Raw genomic sequence first — 20,007 nt, 5'->3', positions numbered from 1 at the left:
CGGTCACATCCTGAACACGCCGAAGCTTGTCTCCTCGATCCCGGCGTTCAGCGCTGCGGACAGGCTGAGCGCCAGCACCTCGCGCGTCTTGGCCGGATCGATGATGCCGTCGTCCCAGAGCCGGGCGGAGGAATACAGCGGGTGGCCTTCATGCTCGTATTTCATCAGGATCGGCTTCTTGAATTTTGCCTCCTCCTCCGCGCTCCATTCCCCGCCCTTGCGTTCGATCCCCTCGCGCTTGACCACGGCCAGCACGGTGGCCGCCTGCTCGCCGCCCATCACCGAAATGCGGGCATTCGGCCACATCCACAGGAAGCGTGGCGAATAGGCGCGTCCGCACATGCCGTAATTGCCGGCGCCGAACGAGCCGCCGATGATCATGGTGACCTTCGGCACGCGGGCCGTGGCGACCGCCATCACCAGCTTGGCGCCGTCCTTGGCGATGCCGCCGGCCTCGTATTTTCGCCCAACCATGAAGCCGGTGATGTTCTGCAGGAAGATCAGCGGAATCTTGCGCTGGCAGCACAACTCGATGAAATGCGCGCCCTTCAGCGCACTTTCGGAAAACAGCACGCCGTTGTTGGCGATGATGCCGACCGGCATGCCGTTGAGATGGGCAAAGCCGGTGACCAGCGTGGTGCCATAATTCTGCTTGAACTCGTCGAATTCGGAGCCGTCGACGATGCGGGCGATCACTTCACGCACGTCATAGGGCTGGCGCAGATCGGTCGGCACGATGCCGTAGAGTTCTTCGGCTGCATGAAGCGGCGCAATCGGATCGCGCAGCGCCAGCCCGATCTGCTTCTTTCGATTGAGGTTCTTGACGATGCGGCGCGCGATCGCCAGCGCATGCTCGTCGTCTAGCGCAAAATGATCGGCAACGCCGGAAAGCCGCGTGTGGACCTCGGCGCCGCCCAGTTCCTCCGCGCTGACGTCCTCGCCGGTGGCGGCCTTCACCAGCGGCGGACCGCCGAGGAAGATGGTCGCCTGGTTGCGTACCATGATCGTCTCGTCCGACATCGCCGGCACATAGGCGCCGCCCGCCGTGCACGAACCCATGACGCAGGCGATTTGCGGAATGCCAGCAGCCGACATGTTGGCCTGATTGTAGAAGATGCGGCCGAAATGGTCGCGGTCGGGAAACACCTCGTCCTGGTTGGGCAGGTTGGCGCCACCGCTGTCGACCAGATAGACGCAAGGCAATCTGTTCTGCAGCGCGATCTCCTGGGCGCGCAGATGCTTCTTCACCGTCAGCGGATAATAGGTGCCGCCCTTCACCGTGGCATCGTTGACGACGACCATCACTTCCGTGCCTTCGACGCGGCCGATGCCGGCAATGATGCCGGCCGATGAGATATCCTCGCCATACATCGACCACGCCGCGAACTGGCCGATTTCGAGGAATGGCGAGCCGGTGTCGAGCAATTGGGCGAGGCGCTCGCGCGGCAAAAGCTTGCCGCGGCTCTGGTGGCGCTCACGCGCTTCCTCCGAGCCGCCACGCTCGACGGTTGCCGCCTTTTGCGCAATGTCGGCGACCAGCGCCCGCATGCGCTCGGCATTGGCGCGGAAGGTGTCGGAGGCTGGCGAGATCTGCGAGGTGAGGGGGGCCATTGGCGTTACCGGATCAGTTCGATCTTGCAGCCGATATCCAGGTCGCCCCAGCCGCGGTCGGCGGTGACGGCTATGGCGTTCTCGCGAATTGCCAGGGCCAGGCAGGCCCGATCGCCCAGCGACAAGCTGCGATGCCGCGTCAGCTCGCGAAGCTGACCGGCGGCGATGCCCATCATCTCGTCGAAAACAGCGACCGGCATGCCGAGGCTGGCGAGGTCGTCCGCGGCCTCTTCCATGCTGCGCCCCTTGTCGATCAGCTTGGCGATGATTTCGGCCGCATTGACGGAGCTGCATTGCGCATCCGGCGCGAAACCCAGGGCAATATCGGTGCCTTTCTCGTTAAGCAGGATCGCAAGCGCCGCCGAGCTGTCCATGACGTAAGGTTTCACTTCGCTCCCTTCCTCGCCGTTCCTTCGGCATGAAGCCGGTCGAAACGCTTGTTGCTTCGACGCTGTTCTTCCCGCCGCTCCTTCAGAAATTCGTCGACGACACTTTCGCCGGGCTTTTTCAACGCTGACAATTCGGCCTGGACGCGCCGCAGGTTCCGAAGCCACGACCTTACCCGCAACTCGCCGTTCTCGACATGAAGGATCAAGTCTTCACCAGGCTTCACGCCGATTTCCTCGCGCATCGCAGCCGGGATCACGAAGCGTCCGCCCTCGCCAAGTCTGACGCGCTCGCGTTTCGCTGGCAGCCGGAGCGGAGTTTTTTGAGCTCCTGCGTCGAATTGTGTCGGCGGGTTCTCGTCAAACCCGACCTTTTCGGTTCCGTTCGCCATGTTCTGCCTCGGTCCGGAAATATGACATCTCAGGAGAAATATGGGGCAAATCGTCCAGCATGGCAAATTCAGGAGATAGCGCCATCAGACTCCTTCCGCCATGATTTCCCGCCCGATCAGCCAGCGGCGGATCTCGCTGGTGCCGGCGCCGATCTCGTAGAGCTTGGCGTCGCGCAAAAGCCGGCCGGTCGGATAGTCGTTGATGTAGCCATTGCCGCCCAGCAGCTGGATGGCGTCGAGCGCCATCTGCGTCGCCTTCTCGGCAGCGAACAGCACGCAGGCGGCGGCGTCCTTGCGGCTCGTCTGGCCGCGGTCGCAGGCGGCGGCGACGGCATAGACATAGGCGCGCGCGGCGTTCATCGTCGTATACATGTCAGCGAGCTTGCCCTGCACCAGCTGGAACTCGCCGATCGGCTGACCGAACTGCTTGCGTTCGTGCACATAGGGGACCGCCACATCGAGGCACGCCGCCATCAGCCCGAGCGGGCCGCCGGCGAGCACCGTGCGCTCGTAGTCGAGGCCCGACATCAGCACCTCGACGCCGCGCCCTTCCTCATGCAGCACATTGTCGAACGGCACTTCGACATCCGAAAAAACCAGTTCGCCGGTGTTGGAGCCGCGCATGCCGAGCTTGTCGAGCTTTTGCGCGACGGAAAATCCGGCGAAATCCTTTTCGACGATGAAGGCGGTGATGCCGCGCGACTGGAGTTCTGGATCGGTCTTGGCGTAGACGACCAGCGTCTCGGCGTCCGGGCCGTTGGTGATCCACATCTTGGTGCCGTTGAGCACATAGCAATCATTGCGCTTTTCGGCGCGCAGTTTGAGCGACACGACGTCGGAGCCGGCGCCGGATTCCGACATTGCCAGCGCGCCGACCTTTTCGCCGCTGCACAGCGCAGGCATAAATTTTTCCTTCTGCGCCGGTGTTGCCCAGCGATTGATCTGGTTGACGCAGAGGTTGGAATGGGCGCCGTAGGAGAGGCCGACCGAGGCCGAGGCGCGCGAAATCTCCTCCATCGCCACGACATGGGCGAGATAGCCCATGCCGGTGCCGCCGAATTCCGGATCGGCGGTGATGCCGAGCAGGCCGAGCCCACCGAGCTCGGCCCACAGATGCGCCGGAAATTCATTCGAGCGGTCGATCTCGGCGGCGATCGGGGCGATCTTGTCCTGGGCGAAGCGCCGCACCAGGTCGCGCAGCGCTTCGATGTCTTCGTCAAGCCCGAAGTTGAGTGTGTGCGTGTACATGCCGTTTCTCCCGGCGCACGGCCCCGAAATCGAATTCGATTTCGGGAAGGGCGCAAAATCAAAGTGCTACAGCGTCCTTTGCTCGCCGGCTGCGGCGCTGCAGGTCGTTGTCGCGCCATGGGCCTTTGCTTCCAACCAGGCGCATCGTCATTGAAAGATATGTGGCGGTTACCTCCGAGATCGATAGCCGCTCGCCCGGCCGGAACCAGACGATGACGCCGGTCATCATCTGGATCAGCGCCATGGCTGTCAGCCCTGTGTCTTCGACGTCGAAGACGCCGGCTTCCGCGCCGTCGCGCAAAATGACGCGCAGCTCCTTCTCATAGGCGGTGCGCATACGCAGGATTTGCGTCAGGCGGTCATGCGACAGGCTGCGCAATTCCATGTTCGAGACATGGGTGGAATGGCGACGCTCGACATGGAAGGCGATGTGGTTTTCGACATAGGCGGCGAGCCGTGTCGCCGGATCGGCCGCGGCCGGGCGCGCCGCGTCCCACGCCTCGATCAGGCCTTCCATGTGCTCGCGCATCAGCGTGAACAACAGGTCTTGCTTGGTCGGAAAATAGCGGTAGAGCGCCGCCGCCTGGACGCCGACCTCGGCGGCCAGCTGGCGCATCGACATTGCCTCATAGCCGAGACGCGCGATCAGGCCGACCGCCGCCTCGCGGACCGCTGCTTCGGTCTTTTCGCCGTCGGAACCGGTCGTGCGCGCCATGCAAGCCTCGTTGAGAGGGTAAGAATAAAACGAACGTTCAATTAATTCAAGAGCGCGACTCCTCCTTCTCCCCTTGTGGGAGAAGGTGGCCTCGCGAAGCGAGGTCGGATGAGGGGTGTTCCAGCTTGGCACCGCCGGCACTCCGTCCAACACCCCTCATCCGTCTCGGCGCTGCGCGCCGATCCACCTTCTCCCACAAGGGGAGAAGGAAGAGCGCCTTTCAGCTCCGCCGTGCCGCCGCCAGCGCGCCGGGCAATTCCTCGGCAAAAATGTCGAGCTCGTGGTCGAGGCCGACGCTGACCCTGATGCAGCGGTCGAGCCCCGGCACCATCGGCTTGCGGATGAACACATCGCGTGACAGCAGCGCCTGCAGCACCTTCAGCGCGAAGGCGCCGTCGCCGCCGCAGTCGATGGTGACGAAATTGGTAGCCGAGGGCAGCGGCTTCAGCCCATTGGCCTCGGCGATCCCGTCGATGCGCCGGCGGCCGGAAGCGACCCGCGCCACCACGCTTTTGAGATAGTCCTGATCGGCCAGAGCCTCGACGCCGGCGATCTGCGCCATGCGGCTGACGCCGTAATGGTTGCGGATCTTCTCGAAATCGCGGATCACCTGGGCGTCGGCCACCGCATAGCCGCAGCGTATGCCGGCCAGCCCGTAGGCTTTTGAGAAGGTGCGCATGCGGATGACGTTCGGCCGTGACACGTCGATCGGCGGCAGCGCCGAGCCGGGACCCAATTCGCCATAGGCCTCGTCGAGCACCAGCATGGTGGTCTCCGGCAGGGCTTCGATGAAGCGGATGAGTTCGGCCGCCTCCCACCAGCTGCCCATCGGATTGTCCGGGTTGGACAGGTAGACCAGCGGCGCTTTGTCCCTGGCGACCGCAGCCAACAGGCCGTCCAGACTTTCCCGGTCGTTCTCGTAGGGGACCGCGACCAGCCGGCCGCCGACGCCGGCAATATGGAAATTGAAGGTCGGATAGGCGCCGAGCGACGTGACCACCGCGTCGCCCGGCGCCACATACATGCGCGCCACCAGACTGAGCAACCCGTCTATGCCTTCGCCGACCACCACGTTTTCGGCGCCAACGCCAAGATGCGCGGCAACAGCCAGCTTCAAATCGTGATTGTCGGGGTCGCAATACATCCACATGTCGGGGGCGATGCCGGCCATGCGCGCGATGACGCGCGGCGAGGGGCCAAAACTGCTCTCATTGGCGCCGATGCGGGCGCGAAAGGCGCGACCGCGATCCCGCTCCTGCGCCTCCGGGCCGACAAACGGCACCGTCGAAGGAAGCGCGCTGATGATCGGCGTGAGGGGAGGGCGCTGGCGCATGGCGAAGGCTCGTTCGAAAAGGGGGCTCGCTCGAAAAGGGCCTTCTTGCTAGCGCGGCACAGGTGGCCGCGCAAGCTCCCGCCTTGGCTGCAGCCAGCATGCTGGATTCCCCCCTCACTTTTTGCTAGCGAGATATCTCTTTTTGCTAGCGAGATATCATGAACAATCGACTCCCGCCTGCCTGGTCAAAGCACATCAAGCCCGGACCCGCGCCGAAAGTGAAGGGGCCGATAGTGAAGCCTTTGGTGAGCCCGCAGAAAGCAAGCGCCCAATCGCGTGCGCAGGCCGACGACGCATTGCTGAAACAAGCATATGCCTTTCAGCAGGCCAAGCGGCTCGACGAGGCTCAGGACCTATGCCTTCGGGTCTTGGAGCGCACGCCAAATCATCCGCTCGCCTTGTACATCCTGGGGACCATCTACCTGGGTTACGATGATGAGAGGGCCTTGCGATATTTCGCACGGGCGGTCGGCGAGGAACCCAAAAACCCGTACTATCATCTCAGCCTGGGCGAGGCCTATGTGAAGGTCAGCGAGTATTCGCCAGCAATCAAGCATATGCAGTATGCCTTGGAACTGCAGCCCGGCCTTATCGAAGCACTTTGTGCATTGGGGCGCACTTACACGGCGTTCGACAAGCCCGACATGGCTTTACCGCTTTACGAAAAGGCGCTGAAAATCAACCGCGATCATCCCAAGGTGCGAGCCGGGCTGGCCAGCGCGCTCAGCGGCCTGGGGCGTATGGATGAAGCCGCCGCATATCTGAGAGAAGCAATCGCACGTCGTATTGGCGTGCCGGCTGCTTACAACGACCTTGTACAGACGCGAAGCTTCACCGAGGAGCCTGAGGAACTCCAATCCATCCTTCGTGAGCTCGGTAATCCGAAACTTGGTTCGGAAGGCGCGCAGCAACTCCATCACGCCGCCGGCAAGGTGCTGAATGACCTCAAGCGCTATGACGAGGCATTCGACCATTTCAACAAGGCGAAACAGGCCTCCGGCCAAAGGTTCGATATCGACCTGTATCGTCGGTGGGTCGATTCGATGATCGAAACCTTCACGCCGGACTTTTTGGCTGACCGCGCCGGCTATGGAAATCCTTCCGAAGCGCCTGTGTTCGTGGTTGGCATGCCACGCTCGGGGACGACGCTCACCGAGCAGATCTGCGCCAGCCATCCGGACGTTCATGGCGCAGGGGAGCTTAGCAAACTGAGTCGGGTCGCGAATGCGATCGGCCTCAAGACATTATCGGCTGGTGATTTGAGCCAGCCGATCACCTCGATCACGGAAGACCTGTCCAGAACCTTGGCCGAAGAGCATCTGTCCTATTTGCGGGAGCGGGCGCCTGCCGCACTTCGCGTCGTGGACAAGACGCCGCACAATTTTGAACTGATCGGCCTTATCGGGCTTCTTTTCCCCAACGCGCGCATCATTCATTGCCGTCGTGACGCCATCGACAATTGCGTCTCCTGCTTCGTCCTCAACTTCAGCGAGGCACACAGCTACAACACCGACCTGACAACACTAGGCCTGTACTATCGCGAATATGACCGCCTGATGCGGCACTGGAACGAGGTCTTTCCAGGCCTTATCTTCGAAAACCGCTACGAGAAGCTGGTCGACGACCAGGAAGCCCAGTCACGCCGCCTGATAGATTATCTCGGGCTGCCCTGGGATGACGCCTGCCTGCGCTTTTTCGACAGGGATGGCTCGGTCAACACGCCCAGCCGCTGGCAGGTTCGCCAGCCGATTTACAAATCGTCGGTCAAGCGCTGGAAGAACTATGAAAACGAAATTCAATCGCTGATCCAGTCGCTAGGCGATCTTGCTGAGATTTGACCGGGGGAGGCGGTCCGCATTGCGCGGACCGCGGGTCGCAAGCGTATAGCTGATCTTCAGCCGCCGAATGCCCAACTGCGATGGCCGCAGGCCACCATGCTTTCGCAGGGTGGAGCGACGCCTATTCCTGTTCCGTCCAGGCGCTGCTGCGGTGCAGAATAGTTCGAAACGCCGGAGGGACAGCGCGAAGGATCACTGCCGCCCAAATTCTGCGCAGCCCGGCTTTCAGCCCGATCACAGAACGACCCTGACCGGTATCGGCGCCCTTGACAGCCACGCCGACACGAAAAAACCCGGCGGTTGCCCGCCGGGTTCGAGTTCAGTCAAAGGCTGCTGATTAGAACGAGCGCTGGAAGCGGAGCATGCCGCCGAGGCTGTCTTCGTCGTCCGCAGCGGTCCAGTTGCTGAAGCCGGCCTCGCCGAACTCGCCGGCGTGCAGGTAATCGACTTCGGCCGTGATCGTCAGGCCCGGAACGATATCGTAAGCGATATTGGCAGCGATGCCGAGGTTTTCGCCTTCGTCATACGAGATCTGGGTGTTGAACGAGGTCTTCTCGTTGATGGTGTAAGTGCCACCGCCCCAGACCGCCCAGTTGCCGCTCCACAGCTTGTACATGCCGCGGCCGCCGGCGACGGGTAGTGCGAAGCCGGGATCCTCGTAGTTGTCGTCAGTGCCGTAGCCGGCCATGATGAACAGCGACAGGTTCTCCATCGGGGTGACGTCGAGGCGGACCTTGCCGGAAACTTCTTCGTAGTTGGCATCGTAAGCAATGACGCCGGTGATGGCGCCCCAGCCCTGCGTCCACTTCACGCCGCCGACGACATGCGGAACATAGCTGTCGATCGTGAAGTCGCCATAACCTTGTTCGAGCGAGACCACGGCCGAGAAGCCGTTGCCGGCGTCGAAATAGTACTGGACGACGTTGGTGTCGAAGCCGCCGTAGGGAACCAGCGTATCCTGGATGACGTTGCCGGCGTAGCCGATGAACGTATCGAAGGCCGATTCGTCTTTACCGACGCGCAGGCCACCGAGCTGGATCCAGGCGAAGTTCAGCGAAATGCCTTTGTTTTCGGCAGGGTTAGCGACATCAATGATAGTCTCACCTGGCGGCGCGGGCAGCGGACCGTCGCCGTCCGGATCGACACCGGGGACGTATGTGCTGCTGACGTGCCGGTTCCGGTTGCCGAAGTTGAAGCGGGTCTCGGTGTAGGTCTTCAAGGTGCCGAGCTCAGTTTCCTGGCCGGTCCAGGTCTTCAGGTTAAAGCGCGCCTGCTTGTAGTAGGTGTCCTGAATGTCGCCGTCCTCGACGTCGAAGTTCTCAGCACCGTCGAACGAGCCGACGTCACCGACGCCGATGTCGTAGCGGACATAGCCGCCGATGCGCAGGCAGGTTTCGGTGCCGGGGATGTAGAAGTAGCCAGCGCCGTAGACGTCGCAGATGCGGACGTATTCAGCGGGTTCCGGCTCGGCGACGACGACGGCGTCGGCGGCGCGCGCACCGGAAACTGCGACCAGAGCCGCAGCGGAGCCAAGAAGAAGGCTCTTGATGTTCATTTTCTGACCTCCAGTCAAAAGTTAAAAAACGGGTCTGGGTATTCTTTGCTGAAGGACAGCGTTCCCTGCCCCATCCCCACTACCGAAAAAGATGCGCACCGCGCCGCTCCTTCGAACCCGACATTACCCATGAGGCGGCGGCGTTCAACAACCATCGCATCGGCGAAAGGTCTGTGCAGGCGCTATCACCCTGCCTTGTTGCACAAATGACACGATTTGGCCTCACTCGGAAAGCTCCCATTAACCATTGCCCCGTCGGAGACAGGTTGGAGACCCATTGGGCCAGGCCTTGCAATCCGGCCGATTCCGGCAATTGCCTGCCGCAATTGCGGCGATGTCTGTGAGTCGCCGGCCAAGGCATTGCCGCAGAATCGCCGCATGGCGAAAAGCGGCGAGCGCGAAGCGGGATGGCGGAGAGGATGGGATTCGAACCCACGAGAAGCTTTTGACCTCTACTCCCTTAGCAGGGGAGCGCCTTCGACCACTCGGCCACCTCTCCGTTGCGCTGGTGGATAAAGAAAAGCGCCGGCACAATCAACAAGCCTGACCCATTATCGTTGAAAAAACCGGCTCCCGGCGAAGCGTTGCTCGGTCCTGTCCAGAAAAGCGGCGATGGCGCCGGGCAGGCCGCCGGTATCGAGGAAAGGCGCATGGCCCTGGCCTTCGACCGTGATCGTCTCGACACAAGGATGACGCTTTCGCATCTGTTCGAAGGTCTCGGCGGACAGCAGCTTCGAATTGGCGCCGCGGATGGCGAGCAAGGGTATCGCCGTCAGCGCCTCGAACTGCGGCCACATGTCTGGCAGTGGCCGGGTCAGGTCGAGTCCCGCCAGTGTCTCGACCAGCTTCGGGTCGAAATCCGGCAATAATCCTTCAACCGTCTCTCGGTAGAGCGCCGCTACCATCCGCTCCCAATCCGCCTCGGTCAGAGCAGGAAAGTCGCTGCCATGCGCGCCGCGCTGGGCGCCGACGGCCTCGGCGTGGGTTTTCGGCTTCGGCGCGCGCTCGAGATAGGAGCGGATATGGGCGAGACCGCCGGTCTCGAGCACCGGGCCGATATCGTTCAGCACGATAGCCCGCAGGACTGCCGGCCGCATCGCGCCGAGCACATGGACGATCAGCCCGCCGCGTGACGTGCCGATGAACGCCGCTTCCTCGATGCCCAGCGCCGCCAACCCGGCGAGGATGTCACCGGCTTCGACGCCGATATTGTAGTGGCCGATATCGGGGTCGTAGGCGGATTGCCCGCGCCCGCGATAGTCGAAAGCGACGATTTTTCGCGGCGTTTGCGCCCGCCGCGACAGATGCAGCGCCAACTCATGAAAATCGCGGCAATTGCGGGTTAGGCCGGGCAGGCAGACGACCGGCCAGTGGCCGGAATTCGCTTCGCCATAGATGCGGGCGTGGAGTTCAAGCCCGTCCGGCGAGGCGTAGAAGAAGTCGGAAAAACCGCTCGACATTTGGGACTCGATTCCTCGCCGTTGTCGGATCGTCTCGACTGCTACAGGCGAGGGCGGGGGTGGTCAAATCGAAGCGTCATTTTCGAGATGTCGGCGGGACAGCGCCCCCCTCTGTCCTGCCGGACATCTCCCCCTCAAGGGGGGAGATTGGCTGTCCCTTTGCTTTCGCCAATCGCCAACGCTGATAAGGAAGGCGCCGCCAGTGTAACTGCCAATCTCCCCTCTTGAGGGGGAGATGCCCGGCAGGGCGGAGGGGGGTGCTTCGCCAAGCCAGCCTTCGCCCGAACGGATCAACTCCGCCCGTTCACCAAATCTCCCACAATGTCGTACTTGCCGGAAATACGCATCTTGTAGACTTCGTAATTCTCCATCACGCGCTGGACGTAACTTCTTGTTTCGGTATAGGGAATCCGCTCGATCCAGTCGACGACGGCGTCGATGTCCTTGCCGCGCGGGTCGCCGTATCTGGCCACCCACTGGGCGGCGCGGCCGGGGCCGGCATTGTAGCCGGCGAAGGTCAGCACATAGGAGCCGTCGAAGCGGCCGAGCTGCTCGCCGAGGAAGGCGGCGCCCAAGGTCGCGTTGTAGCCGGCGTCGGTGGTCAGCCGCGCCTGCGAGAAGGTCATTCCGGCCTTGTCAGCCAATTGCCTGGCGGTCGCCGGCATCAGCTGCAGCAGGCCACGTGCGCCGGCGCTGGAGACGGCGCCGATGTTGAATTCGCTTTCCTGGCGGGCGATCGCATAGGCCAGCGCCTTGCCGGAGCCGGAAATATTGGCGGTCTCGGGAATGACGCCGAGCGGATGCGAAAGCGCCCCGACATCGATGCCGCGCGCGCCGGCGATCTTGCCGACTTTCAGTGCCAGGAAGTGATTGCCCTGCTTTTCCGCCATCGCGGCCAGCAGCGCCAGCTCTCCGGGACTGCTCAACTGTCCGGCGAGGTCGCGGTAAAGCGTGTCGGCGTAGCGCTGATAGCCCGCCTGCTGCAGTCGCCTGATGGCGCTGACCGCCTCGCGGCTGGAAAAATTCCGGTGATCGGTGGCGCTCGGCTGCGGATGGGCGATGTTGAGGACCTGCCGGCCGACGCGCTCACCGGCGAGCTGGCCGTAGAACGTCGTGCCGTAACCTGCGGCACGGCTAAAATAATCCCTGGCGCTGCCGGGGCCGCCGGCCGCGGCGGCACGGCCGAGCCAATAGTAGGCGCGCGACAGCGATATCGGCCCCTGGGCGAGACCGGCGATCCGCTCAAAATGCTTGGCAGCGGTGGCGGGATCGTTGAGGCCGCGCAGCGCGTACCAGCCGGCATGAAACTCCGCATCCGCCGCGTTGGCAGCAGTTTCGCCGGCGTGTGCTGCGACTATCCTGTAGGCGGTCTTCATATCGCCCTGGTCGACCAGTTCGCGCGACAGCACCCGGCGCTCGGCCCACCAGGCATCCGGGTCGATCAGAGCGCTGCGGTCGCTCGGCGCCTTCATCACCATTGCGGCGGCGTCGGAAAACTTCTGCTGCTTGCGCAGATATTGGGCTTGGGCGAAGAGATAGCCGGCCGAACGCTGCGCGGCGGGCACCGCCTTCAGCAGTCTGGCCGCGTTCTTGTCGCCCGCATTCTTGTCGCCCTTGTCCGCCGCGGCCCAGGCGTCGGCCAGTTGCCGGGCGCCGGCAAGGCCGGCGACGCGCAGCGCCGAATTGACCCGGTCGGCATAAAACATGCGCTCCATGCGGTAACGGTGGTCGGCTGCGGGGATCAGCGTGCCGAATTCCTGGATGATCGCCGCCTCGTCCCTGGCTTCCAGTTTCTCGGTGCGCCAGAAAGGCGACAGCACCGAGCGCGCCGCCTGGACGTTGCCCTGCGACACATAGGAGCGGGCGAGGATCGCCACGCCCTCGGCTGTTTGCGGCTGGCTGCCGCCGAAAGCCTGCACCACGATCTCAGGCGCGGGGTTCTCGCGGTAGAGCGCGCGCTCGCTGTTCTTGCGCAAGGCGATCAAGCCCGGCCAGTTCGGCAGCATTTTCGCAGCATCGGCGATGTCGCCGCTTGGCACCCTGTCGCCGCCATAGAACGCGATCGCCCAGGCAAGGATGTGCTGGTCGAGCGAATTGACCGGCAGGGCGTCGCGCACCTGGCGCGCACCGGCAATGTCGTTTGCCGCCAGCGCATCGAGGCCGCTCTTCAGCCTGGCGACGCTGGCGGGAGGGGATTCCGGACCCTGCAGGCCGGTATCCAGCAGGTTTGGCTTCGGAATGGTCGACGTGACCTGTGCATCGACCTTGCCGGCGGCCACAAGGGTCGGCGTCAACAGGAGAATTGCGCCAAGCAGCGCGAAAAAATGAGGCTGCCGGGTCGGCATCGTCTTCATCATTTCCTGTCTTGCACAATCACCAACAGGCACAGATCAACTGAAGCCTAGTTGGCTGTGGTGAAGAGCCTGTAAACGGGGCTATCGAAGTCGTTCAAATTGCGCTTGCTGGCATTCTTGTCATGCTTGCCGCGCAACAATGTCGAGACTATGGTGCGCCGCTTCGCTTTCGGCTAGAAGGCGCGCACGACAAAACACCTGCAGCACCGCGCGTCATCTCGGATGCGCAAGGGACGCTGTGGCACTTTAAATTTGGCGCATGATCTTTCCGTGAATCGGCTCCGATTTTCGGGCTCGTGCGCCAGTCCCAAGGAGTTGGACGACATGCTGAGAGGCTCGCTTACCGCGCTCGTGACACCGTTCGAAACGAGCGGCCGTTTCGACGAGAAAGCGTTTCGCGCCTTCATCGCCTGGCAGATCGCTGAAGGCACGACCGGCGTGGTTCCGGTCGGCACCACCGGCGAGTCGCCGACGCTGTCGCACGACGAGCACCGCCACGTCGTCAAAGTGTGCGTCGAGGTGGTAAAGGGCCGCGTTCCGGTCGTCGCCGGCGCCGGCTCCAACAACACCGAGGAGGCGGTTGGCCTGGTGCAATATGCCGAGAAGGCGGGCGCCGACGCGGCACTCGTCGTCACGCCTTACTACAACCGGCCGACGCAGCGCGGCCTCTATGCGCATTTCGCTGCCGTCGCCAAGGCGACCAGCCTGCCGATCATCATCTACAACATTCCGCCGCGCTCGGTGATCGACATGATGCCCGAGACGATGGGCCAGCTGGTGCATGACTTCAAGAACATCGTCGGCGTCAAGGACGCCACCGGCAAGGTCGAGCGGGTTTCCGAGCAGCGCGCCACCTGCGGCAAGGATTTCATCCAGCTTTCCGGCGAGGATGCCTCGGCGCTCGGTTTCAACGCCCATGGCGGCGTCGGCTGCATCTCGGTGACGGCGAACGTCGCGCCGCGGCTGTGCGCCGAATTCCAGGAGGCGACGCTTTCCGGCGACAACGCCAAGGCGCTGGACTTGCAGGACCGCCTGCTGCCGCTGCACAAGGCGATCTTCCTGGAACCCGGCGTGTCCGGCGCGAAATATGCGCTGTCGAAGCTCGGCAAGGTCGAGAATGTGCTGCGTTCGCCGCTGGTCACCGTCGAGCCGTCGACCGCCGAGAAGATCGATGCGGCCATGAAGCACGCCGGCTTGATTAACTAGCGAGCCCGTTTGGAAACTCTACTCCTGCGGCCAACTGAAGGCGTCACCTGCGCTTCCGGTGCTCACGTACTATATGTACGCTCCGCTCCGGTTCTCGGTGCCACCATCATCTGACTCGCAGGAGCGAGTTTCGAAACGGACTCTAGACGTCATGAACCAGGTCAGAAAAGCCGATCCCAACAACAAGACCGTTGCGGAAAACCGCAAGGCGCGGTTTTCCTATGAGGTGCTCGACACGATCGAGACCGGCCTGGTGCTGACCGGCACCGAGGTGAAGTCGCTGCGCCAGGGCCAGGCCAACATCCAGGACAGCTACGCCTCGGTCGAGGGCGGCGAGATCTGGCTGATCAACTCCTATCTGCCGGAATATCTGCAGGCCAACCGCTTCAACCATGAGCCGCGCCGGCGCCGCAAACTCCTGCTCAACAAGCGCGAGATGGCCAAGCTGTCGCAGAGCGTCGATCGCGAAGGCATGACGCTGGTGCCGCTAAAAATCTATTTCAATGAAAAGGGCCGGGCGAAGCTTTTGCTCGCCGTCGGCCGCGGCAAGAAATTGCACGACAAGCGCGAGACCGAAAAGCAGCGCGACTGGTCGCGCGAAAAGGGCCGGCTGCTGAAGGAGCGTGGGTGAGGACTGGTCCGCAAAGCGGACGAAAAGCCAACGATTTGGCTTTTCGAGCGACGAACGCCCGCAGCCATAGCGCAGGGCAGGGCGGTTCAACAGGGATAGGCCTGTTTTGAAGAACCGGATTGTCCTCTGGGGTGCGGCCAGCCTGATCCTGGCGTGCCTTGTCACGGCCGCCGGCTATTTCTACTTCCAGCCGTTTTCTCCGGACCGCGGCAAATATCCGGTCAGGGGCATCGACGTTTCCCATCACCAGCGACAGATCGACTGGCGGCGTGTTGCCGCCGACGATGTCGCCTTCGCCATCATCAAGGCAACTGAAGGCGGCGACCACGTCGACGATGCCTTCGCCGCCAATCTGCGTGAGGCGCGAGCGGCTGGTCTGGCGGTCGGCGCCTATCATTTCTTCACCTTCTGCCGGCCTGGCGCCGATCAGGCGAAGAATTTCATCTCCGTCGTGCCGCGCGATCAAACGCTGCTGCCGCCGGTGGTGGATATCGAATTCGTCGGCAATTGCCCGCGGCGGCCATCGCCCGAAGAATTGAGCGTTGAACTCTCGGCTTTCCTCGGCCCTGTCGAGGCAGCCTTCGGCAAGACGGCGATCCTCTACGTGACCGACGACGCGGCACGGGCCTATGCCGGCCAGATTGTCGGCCGCCGGCGCTGGGTTCGTTCGCTGGCGCTGCAGCCAGGTCATGACGACTGGATCTATTGGCAGTACCACGACAGCGGTCGCGTCGACGGCATCACCGGCGACGTCGATCTGAATGTGCTTCAGGGCGGGCCGGAGAAACTAGCCGAGCTGTTTGCGCCACCGCCCGAATCTATCTCTCCAGAAACGCCGCTATCTCCCTGAAGACGTTGACGAACATTGCTTCCGTCAGCACGCCGGTGTTGGTGTTGTAGCGCGAGCAATGATAGCTAGAAAACAGCGTCACGCCATTGGTTTGCTGCTGCCCGCCATGCTTGAACGGATAAGCGGCGACACGCTGGCCGAGCGCCCGCACGGTCGACTGGTGCGCGATCGAGCCCAGCGCCAGCACGGCGCGCAGGTTCTTGAACCGCGCGATCGTCGGCACCAGGAACGTCCGGCAGGTGGCGATCTCGGCGCCGGCCGGCTTGTTGTCCGGCGGCACGCAGCGAACTGCATTGGTGATCGCCGTGCCGACAAGCTCCAGCCCGTCATCGGGCCGCGCCTTGAATTGGCCGCGGGCAAAGCCGTGTGCGATCAGCGTGTTGTAGAGCAGGTCGCCGGCAAAATCGCCGGTGAAAGGGCGTCCGGTGCGGTTTGCACCGCGCAGGCCCGGCGCCAGTCCGACGATCAGCAGCCGCACCGCATCCTCGCCCTCGGGTGGCAGAAAGGTTGGCACCGGTGCATTGAACCAGGACGGCTCGCGCTGCCGCCATTGCGCGATAAAATCATGCAGCCGCGGGCAGAGCGGGCAATCGCGATCGGGCTCGGAGGACGCGACCAGGGGAGCGGTCAGGGCCGCCGCCGTCAATACTCGTCCTCGTCGACTTCGGCCGGTTCGGGCCGGCGCACCGGCCGCTCGGACGGATCGCGGCCGACATCGCTCTTCAAGGTCACCAGGTCGATGAAATGATCGGCCTGGCGGCGCAGATCGTCGGAAATCATCGGCGGCTGCGAAGCCATGGTCGAGACGATCGAGACCTTGCGCCCGCGCCGCTGCAGCGCCTCGACCAGCGTGCGGAAATCGCCGTCGCCGGAAAAGATGACATAGTGGTCGACGACATCGGCGAGTTCCAGTGCATCGACGGTCAGCTCGATGTCCATATTGCCCTTGATCTTGCGGCGGCCGGTCGAGTCGGTGAACTCCTTGGCCGGCTTGGTCACCACCTTGAAGCCGTTATAGTCGAGCCAATCGATCAGCGGCCGGATCGAGGAATATTCCTGATCCTCGACCAGCGCGGTATAGTAGTAGGCACGCAGCAGGTAGCCGCGCTTCTGGAAGTTCGACAAAAGCCTGCGGTAGTCGATGTCGAAGCCGAGCGCACGCGAGGTGGCGTAAAGATTGGCACCGTCGATGAAAAGAGCGATTTTCTCACGAGGGTCGAACATGGAAATATTCCTTTTCGAAAATAAGCGGTCGTCTAAATGCGCGTGACTATCGGTCGGCTTGAAATAACCGGCTGACCTTCGTCATTCGAGATAACGCCGGTTTTACGGCAATCCAAGGGTATGATGCTGCATAGCAAGCAATTGTGATCGGTGCCGCATGTCGCAGGCGGCGCGCGCCCAGATTGCCTTGCCTAGGCCCCGGACCCAGGCCCAGGGTCCAGGCCCCGGGTCGGCATTGCCAAGAAGCTTGTATTTTGGCAGCGTTCGGGTTATGGACCGCGCCTGTTTTCCATCAAATCCAGGCATGAAAGGGGCAGCTCATGGCCCGCGTAACCGTTGAAGATTGCATCGACAAGGTCAACAACCGCTTCGAGCTTGTGCTTCTGGCCGGCCACCGCGCCCGTCAGATCAGCCAGGGCGCGCAGATCACCGTTCCTCGTGACAACGACAAGAATCCGGTCATCGCGCTGCGCGAGATCGCCGAGGAGACATTGTCGCCCGACGACCTCAAGGAAGACCTGATCCACTCGCTGCAGAAGCATGTCGAGGTCGACGAGCCGGAAGCCGACGGCGAGGCGATCGCCGACCAGACCGGCACCGCCGCTGCGGCAACCGACGCCGACGACACCGAGGACAACATCACCTTCGACCGCATGACCGAGGAAGACCTCCTGGCCGGCATCGAAGGTCTGGTGCCGCCGGAAAAAAGCGACGATTATTAATCTTCCCACCGGCCGCCGACACTTTCGCGCCGGCGGTTTCGTGGTTATCTATGACATGCGCCGTACGCCAGTGCGGCGCATGATTCATTTCAGCACTGCGAGATCCCGCCCATGATGCGTCAGTATGAGCTTGTCGAGCGCGTCCAGCGCTACAAGCCTGACGTCAACGAGGCGCTGCTTAACAAGGCCTATGTCTACGCCATGCAGAAGCATGGTCACCAGAAGCGCGCCTCCGGCGATCCTTATTTCTCGCATCCGCTCGAAGTCGCCGCCATCCTCACCGAAATGCACATGGATGAGGCGACCATCGCGGTTGCCTTGCTGCACGACACGATCGAGGACACAACGGCGACCAGGGCCGAGATCGACGAGCTGTTCGGTCCGGAAATGGGCAAGCTGGTCGAAGGCCTGACCAAGCTGAAGAAACTCGACCTCGTCTCCAAGAAGGCCGAGCAGGCGGAAAACCTGCGCAAGCTGTTGCTGGCGATATCGGAAGACGTTCGCGTGCTTCTGGTCAAGCTTGCCGACCGCTTGCACAACATGCGCACGCTCGACCATGTGCCCGAAGCCAAGCGCCTGCGTATCGCCGAGGAAACGATGGATATCTATGCGCCGTTGGCCGGGCGCATGGGCATGCAAGGCATGCGCGAGGAGCTCGAGGAGATCGCCTTCCGCTTCATCAATCCCGAAGCCTACCGCGCCGTCACCGCGCGGCTCGCCGAAATCTTCGAGCGCAACAAGGATGTGCTGTCCGAGATCGAGAAGGCGCTGTCCACGCTGTTCGACAAATATGCGATCAAGGCCGAGGTCAAGAGCCGTCAGAAGAAGCCGTGGTCGGTGTTCCGCAAGATGGAGGCCAAGGCGCTGTCCTTCGAGCAGCTGTCAGACATTTTCGGCTTTCGCGTCGTCGTCGATACCGTCGAGGACTGCTACCGGGCGCTCGGCGCCATCCACACGACATGGTCGATGGTGCCCGGCCGCTTCAAGGACTACATCTCGACCCCGAAGCAGAACGACTACCGTTCGATCCACACCACCATCGTCGGACCGTCGCGGCAGCGCGTCGAGCTGCAGATCCGCACCTATCAGATGAACAAGATCGCCGAATATGGCGTTGCCGCGCATTCGATCTACAAGGACAGCGGCGGCAAGGTGAACGGCACTGCCCATGCGATCTCGAAGGAGACCAACGCCTATGCCTGGCTGCGGCGCACCATCGAGCAGCTTGCCGAAGGCGACAATCCCGAGGACTTCCTCGAAAACACCAAGCTGGAGCTGTTCCAGGACCAGGTTTTCTGCTTCACGCCCAAGGGCATGCTGATCGCGCTGCCGCGCGGCGCGACGCCGATCGATTTCGCCTACGCCGTGCACACCGATGTCGGCGACACCTGCGTTGGCGCCAAGGTCAACGGCCGCATCATGCCGCTGATGACCGAGCTGAAGAATGGCGACGAGGTCGAGATCATCCGCTCCAAGGCGCAGGTGCCGCCGGCGGCGTGGGAATCGGTCGTCGTCACCGGCAAGGCGCGCTCGGCGATCCGCCGCGCTACCAAGAATGCCATCCGCAAGCAGTATTCGGGTCTCGGCATCCGCATTCTGGAACGCGCCTTCGAACGGTCCGGCAAGACCTTCACCAAGGAAAGCCTGAAGTCGGTGCTGCATCGGCTGGCACGCAAGGACATCGAGGATGTGCTGGCCTCTGTCGGCCGCGGCGAACTTGCCTCCACCGATGTGATGAAGGCGGTGTTTCCCGACTACAAGGACGAGCGCGTCACGCTGGCCGCACCCAAGCAGCGCGAGGAGGGCTGGTCGAAGATCCGCAACGCCGCCGGCATGCTGTTCCAGATTCCGGGCCGCGCCGCACGCAAGGACAAGGATCAGCCAAGGGACGGCGCCGTACCGATCCGCGGCGTGCGCGGCGACCTGCCGGTGCGCTTCGCGCCGGAAGGTGCCGTGCCCGGCGACCGCATCGTCGGCATCGTGCAGCCGGGGACCGGCATCACCATCTATCCGATCCAGTCGCCGGCGCTGCAGGCCTTCGACGACCAGCCAGAACGCTGGATCGACGTGCGCTGGGACATTGACGAGCGCACCAAGGAGCGGTTTCCGGCGCGCGTCTCGGTCACCGCCATCAACGCGCCGGGCTCGCTGGCCGACATCGCGCAGGTCGTTGCATCCAACGATGCCAACATCCATACATTGTCGATGGTGCGCACCGCGCCTGATTTCACCGAAATGCTGATCGATCTCGAAGTCTGGGACCTGAAGCACCTGAACCGGCTGCTGTCGCAGCTCAAGGACAATTCGAGCGTCAGCGATGCACGGCGCGTGAATGGGTGAATGGGTGAATGGTGAGAGTAGTGAGTAGTGGATAGTGAATAGTGAATAGTGAATAGTGAAAGAAGGGAGCTCTTACTGCCGACTACTGACTACTGACTACTCACCATTCACTATTCACCATTCACCATGGACGGAGCGAACA

At 62.7% G+C, this 20,007-nt stretch carries 17 protein-coding genes and 1 tRNA gene; 6 read left to right on the top strand and 12 right to left on the bottom strand.

The features are described from left to right. Positions 1-3: 3 nt before the first annotated feature. The 6 genes from M727_RS0111045 to M727_RS0111020 all read right to left on the bottom strand — a co-directional run bounded on the left by M727_RS0111045 (position 4) and on the right by M727_RS0111020 (position 5,685). Positions 4-1,611, bottom strand: coding sequence for a carboxyl transferase domain-containing protein (locus M727_RS0111045; protein ID WP_027152745.1), 1,608 nt, complete (start codon positions 1,609-1,611; stop codon positions 4-6). A 5-nt stretch (positions 1,612-1,616) separates the two neighbouring features. Then, complete coding sequence (locus tag M727_RS0111040) at positions 1,617-2,000, bottom strand: type II toxin-antitoxin system VapC family toxin (protein ID WP_027152744.1); 384 nt, start codon at positions 1,998-2,000, stop codon at positions 1,617-1,619. Continuing rightward, a complete protein-coding gene (locus M727_RS0111035) occupies positions 1,997-2,389 on the bottom strand; it encodes an AbrB/MazE/SpoVT family DNA-binding domain-containing protein (RefSeq protein ID WP_027152743.1) in 393 nt (130 codons plus the stop codon). The genes M727_RS0111040 and M727_RS0111035 overlap by 4 nt, the downstream gene beginning before the upstream one ends. 84 nt (positions 2,390-2,473) lie before the next feature. Next, the gene (locus tag M727_RS0111030) at positions 2,474-3,637 is read right to left on the bottom strand and encodes an isovaleryl-CoA dehydrogenase (RefSeq protein WP_027152742.1); all 1,164 of its coding nucleotides are present in this window, start codon (positions 3,635-3,637) and stop codon (positions 2,474-2,476) included. Between the two features lie 58 nt (positions 3,638-3,695). Then, entirely contained in the window at positions 3,696-4,352 is a 657-nt protein-coding gene (locus M727_RS0111025; RefSeq protein ID WP_027152741.1) for a TetR/AcrR family transcriptional regulator, read from the bottom strand. 220 nt (positions 4,353-4,572) lie between these two features. Then, on the bottom strand, positions 4,573-5,685 hold the full coding sequence (locus M727_RS0111020) for a pyridoxal phosphate-dependent aminotransferase (protein ID WP_027152740.1): 1,113 nt from the start codon (positions 5,683-5,685) through the stop codon (positions 4,573-4,575). A 158-nt stretch (positions 5,686-5,843) separates the two neighbouring features. Here M727_RS0111020 and M727_RS0111015 point away from each other — a divergent pair, with 158 nt between their 5' ends. Then, complete coding sequence (locus M727_RS0111015; RefSeq protein WP_027152739.1) at positions 5,844-7,523, top strand: sulfotransferase; 1,680 nt, start codon at positions 5,844-5,846, stop codon at positions 7,521-7,523. Positions 7,524-7,860: 337 nt separating this feature from the next. Here the strand turns inward: M727_RS0111015 and M727_RS0111010 are convergent, their stop codons facing one another. From M727_RS0111010 to M727_RS0110995, 4 genes are all read right to left on the bottom strand, one after another. Further along, positions 7,861-9,078, bottom strand: coding sequence for a porin (locus tag M727_RS0111010; RefSeq protein ID WP_027152738.1), 1,218 nt, complete (start codon positions 9,076-9,078; stop codon positions 7,861-7,863). A gap of 408 nt (positions 9,079-9,486) precedes the next feature. Continuing rightward, positions 9,487-9,577: transfer RNA gene (locus M727_RS0111005), tRNA-Ser, on the bottom strand. A gap of 52 nt (positions 9,578-9,629) precedes the next feature. Further along, entirely contained in the window at positions 9,630-10,538 is a 909-nt protein-coding gene (locus tag M727_RS0111000) for an alpha/beta hydrolase (RefSeq protein WP_027152737.1), read from the bottom strand. A 290-nt stretch (positions 10,539-10,828) separates the two neighbouring features. Beyond that, positions 10,829-12,883, bottom strand: coding sequence for a lytic transglycosylase domain-containing protein (locus M727_RS0110995; protein WP_027152736.1), 2,055 nt, complete (start codon positions 12,881-12,883; stop codon positions 10,829-10,831). Between the two features lie 333 nt (positions 12,884-13,216). Here M727_RS0110995 and dapA point away from each other — a divergent pair, with 333 nt between their 5' ends. The 3 genes from dapA to M727_RS0110975 all read left to right on the top strand — a co-directional run bounded on the left by dapA (position 13,217) and on the right by M727_RS0110975 (position 15,579). Then, positions 13,217-14,098, top strand: coding sequence for a 4-hydroxy-tetrahydrodipicolinate synthase (gene dapA / locus M727_RS0110985; protein ID WP_027152735.1), 882 nt, complete (start codon positions 13,217-13,219; stop codon positions 14,096-14,098). A 151-nt stretch (positions 14,099-14,249) separates the two neighbouring features. Further along, positions 14,250-14,729, top strand: a complete 480-nt coding sequence (smpB, locus tag M727_RS0110980) for an SsrA-binding protein SmpB (protein ID WP_027152734.1) — start codon at positions 14,250-14,252, stop codon at positions 14,727-14,729. A 106-nt stretch (positions 14,730-14,835) separates the two neighbouring features. After that, complete coding sequence (locus M727_RS0110975; RefSeq protein WP_027152733.1) at positions 14,836-15,579, top strand: GH25 family lysozyme; 744 nt, start codon at positions 14,836-14,838, stop codon at positions 15,577-15,579. Here M727_RS0110975 and M727_RS0110970 read toward each other — a convergent pair. Together M727_RS0110970 and M727_RS0110965 are read right to left on the bottom strand one after the other, a co-directional pair. Then, on the bottom strand, positions 15,548-16,225 hold the full coding sequence (locus M727_RS0110970) for a uracil-DNA glycosylase (protein ID WP_236371712.1): 678 nt from the start codon (positions 16,223-16,225) through the stop codon (positions 15,548-15,550). The genes M727_RS0110975 and M727_RS0110970 overlap by 32 nt on opposite strands. Then, positions 16,222-16,803, bottom strand: coding sequence for an NYN domain-containing protein (locus M727_RS0110965; protein WP_027152732.1), 582 nt, complete (start codon positions 16,801-16,803; stop codon positions 16,222-16,224). The genes M727_RS0110970 and M727_RS0110965 overlap by 4 nt, the downstream gene beginning before the upstream one ends. 320 nt (positions 16,804-17,123) lie before the next feature. Here M727_RS0110965 and rpoZ point away from each other — a divergent pair, with 320 nt between their 5' ends. Next, entirely contained in the window at positions 17,124-17,525 is a 402-nt protein-coding gene (gene rpoZ, locus M727_RS0110960; protein WP_023800772.1) for a DNA-directed RNA polymerase subunit omega, read from the top strand. 111 nt (positions 17,526-17,636) lie between these two features. Then, positions 17,637-19,865: a bifunctional (p)ppGpp synthetase/guanosine-3',5'-bis(diphosphate) 3'-pyrophosphohydrolase gene (locus M727_RS0110955; RefSeq protein WP_027152731.1), complete on the top strand. Its 2,229-nt coding sequence runs from the start codon at positions 17,637-17,639 to the stop codon at positions 19,863-19,865. Positions 19,866-20,007 lie beyond the last annotated feature (142 nt).

It is taken from the genome of Mesorhizobium sp. WSM2561, assembly GCF_000513915.1.
GTDB lineage: Bacteria > Pseudomonadota > Alphaproteobacteria > Rhizobiales > Rhizobiaceae > Mesorhizobium > Mesorhizobium muleiense.
The sequence above is the reverse complement of the archived record's forward strand: the minus strand, read 5'-3'. Positions and strand labels throughout refer to the sequence as shown.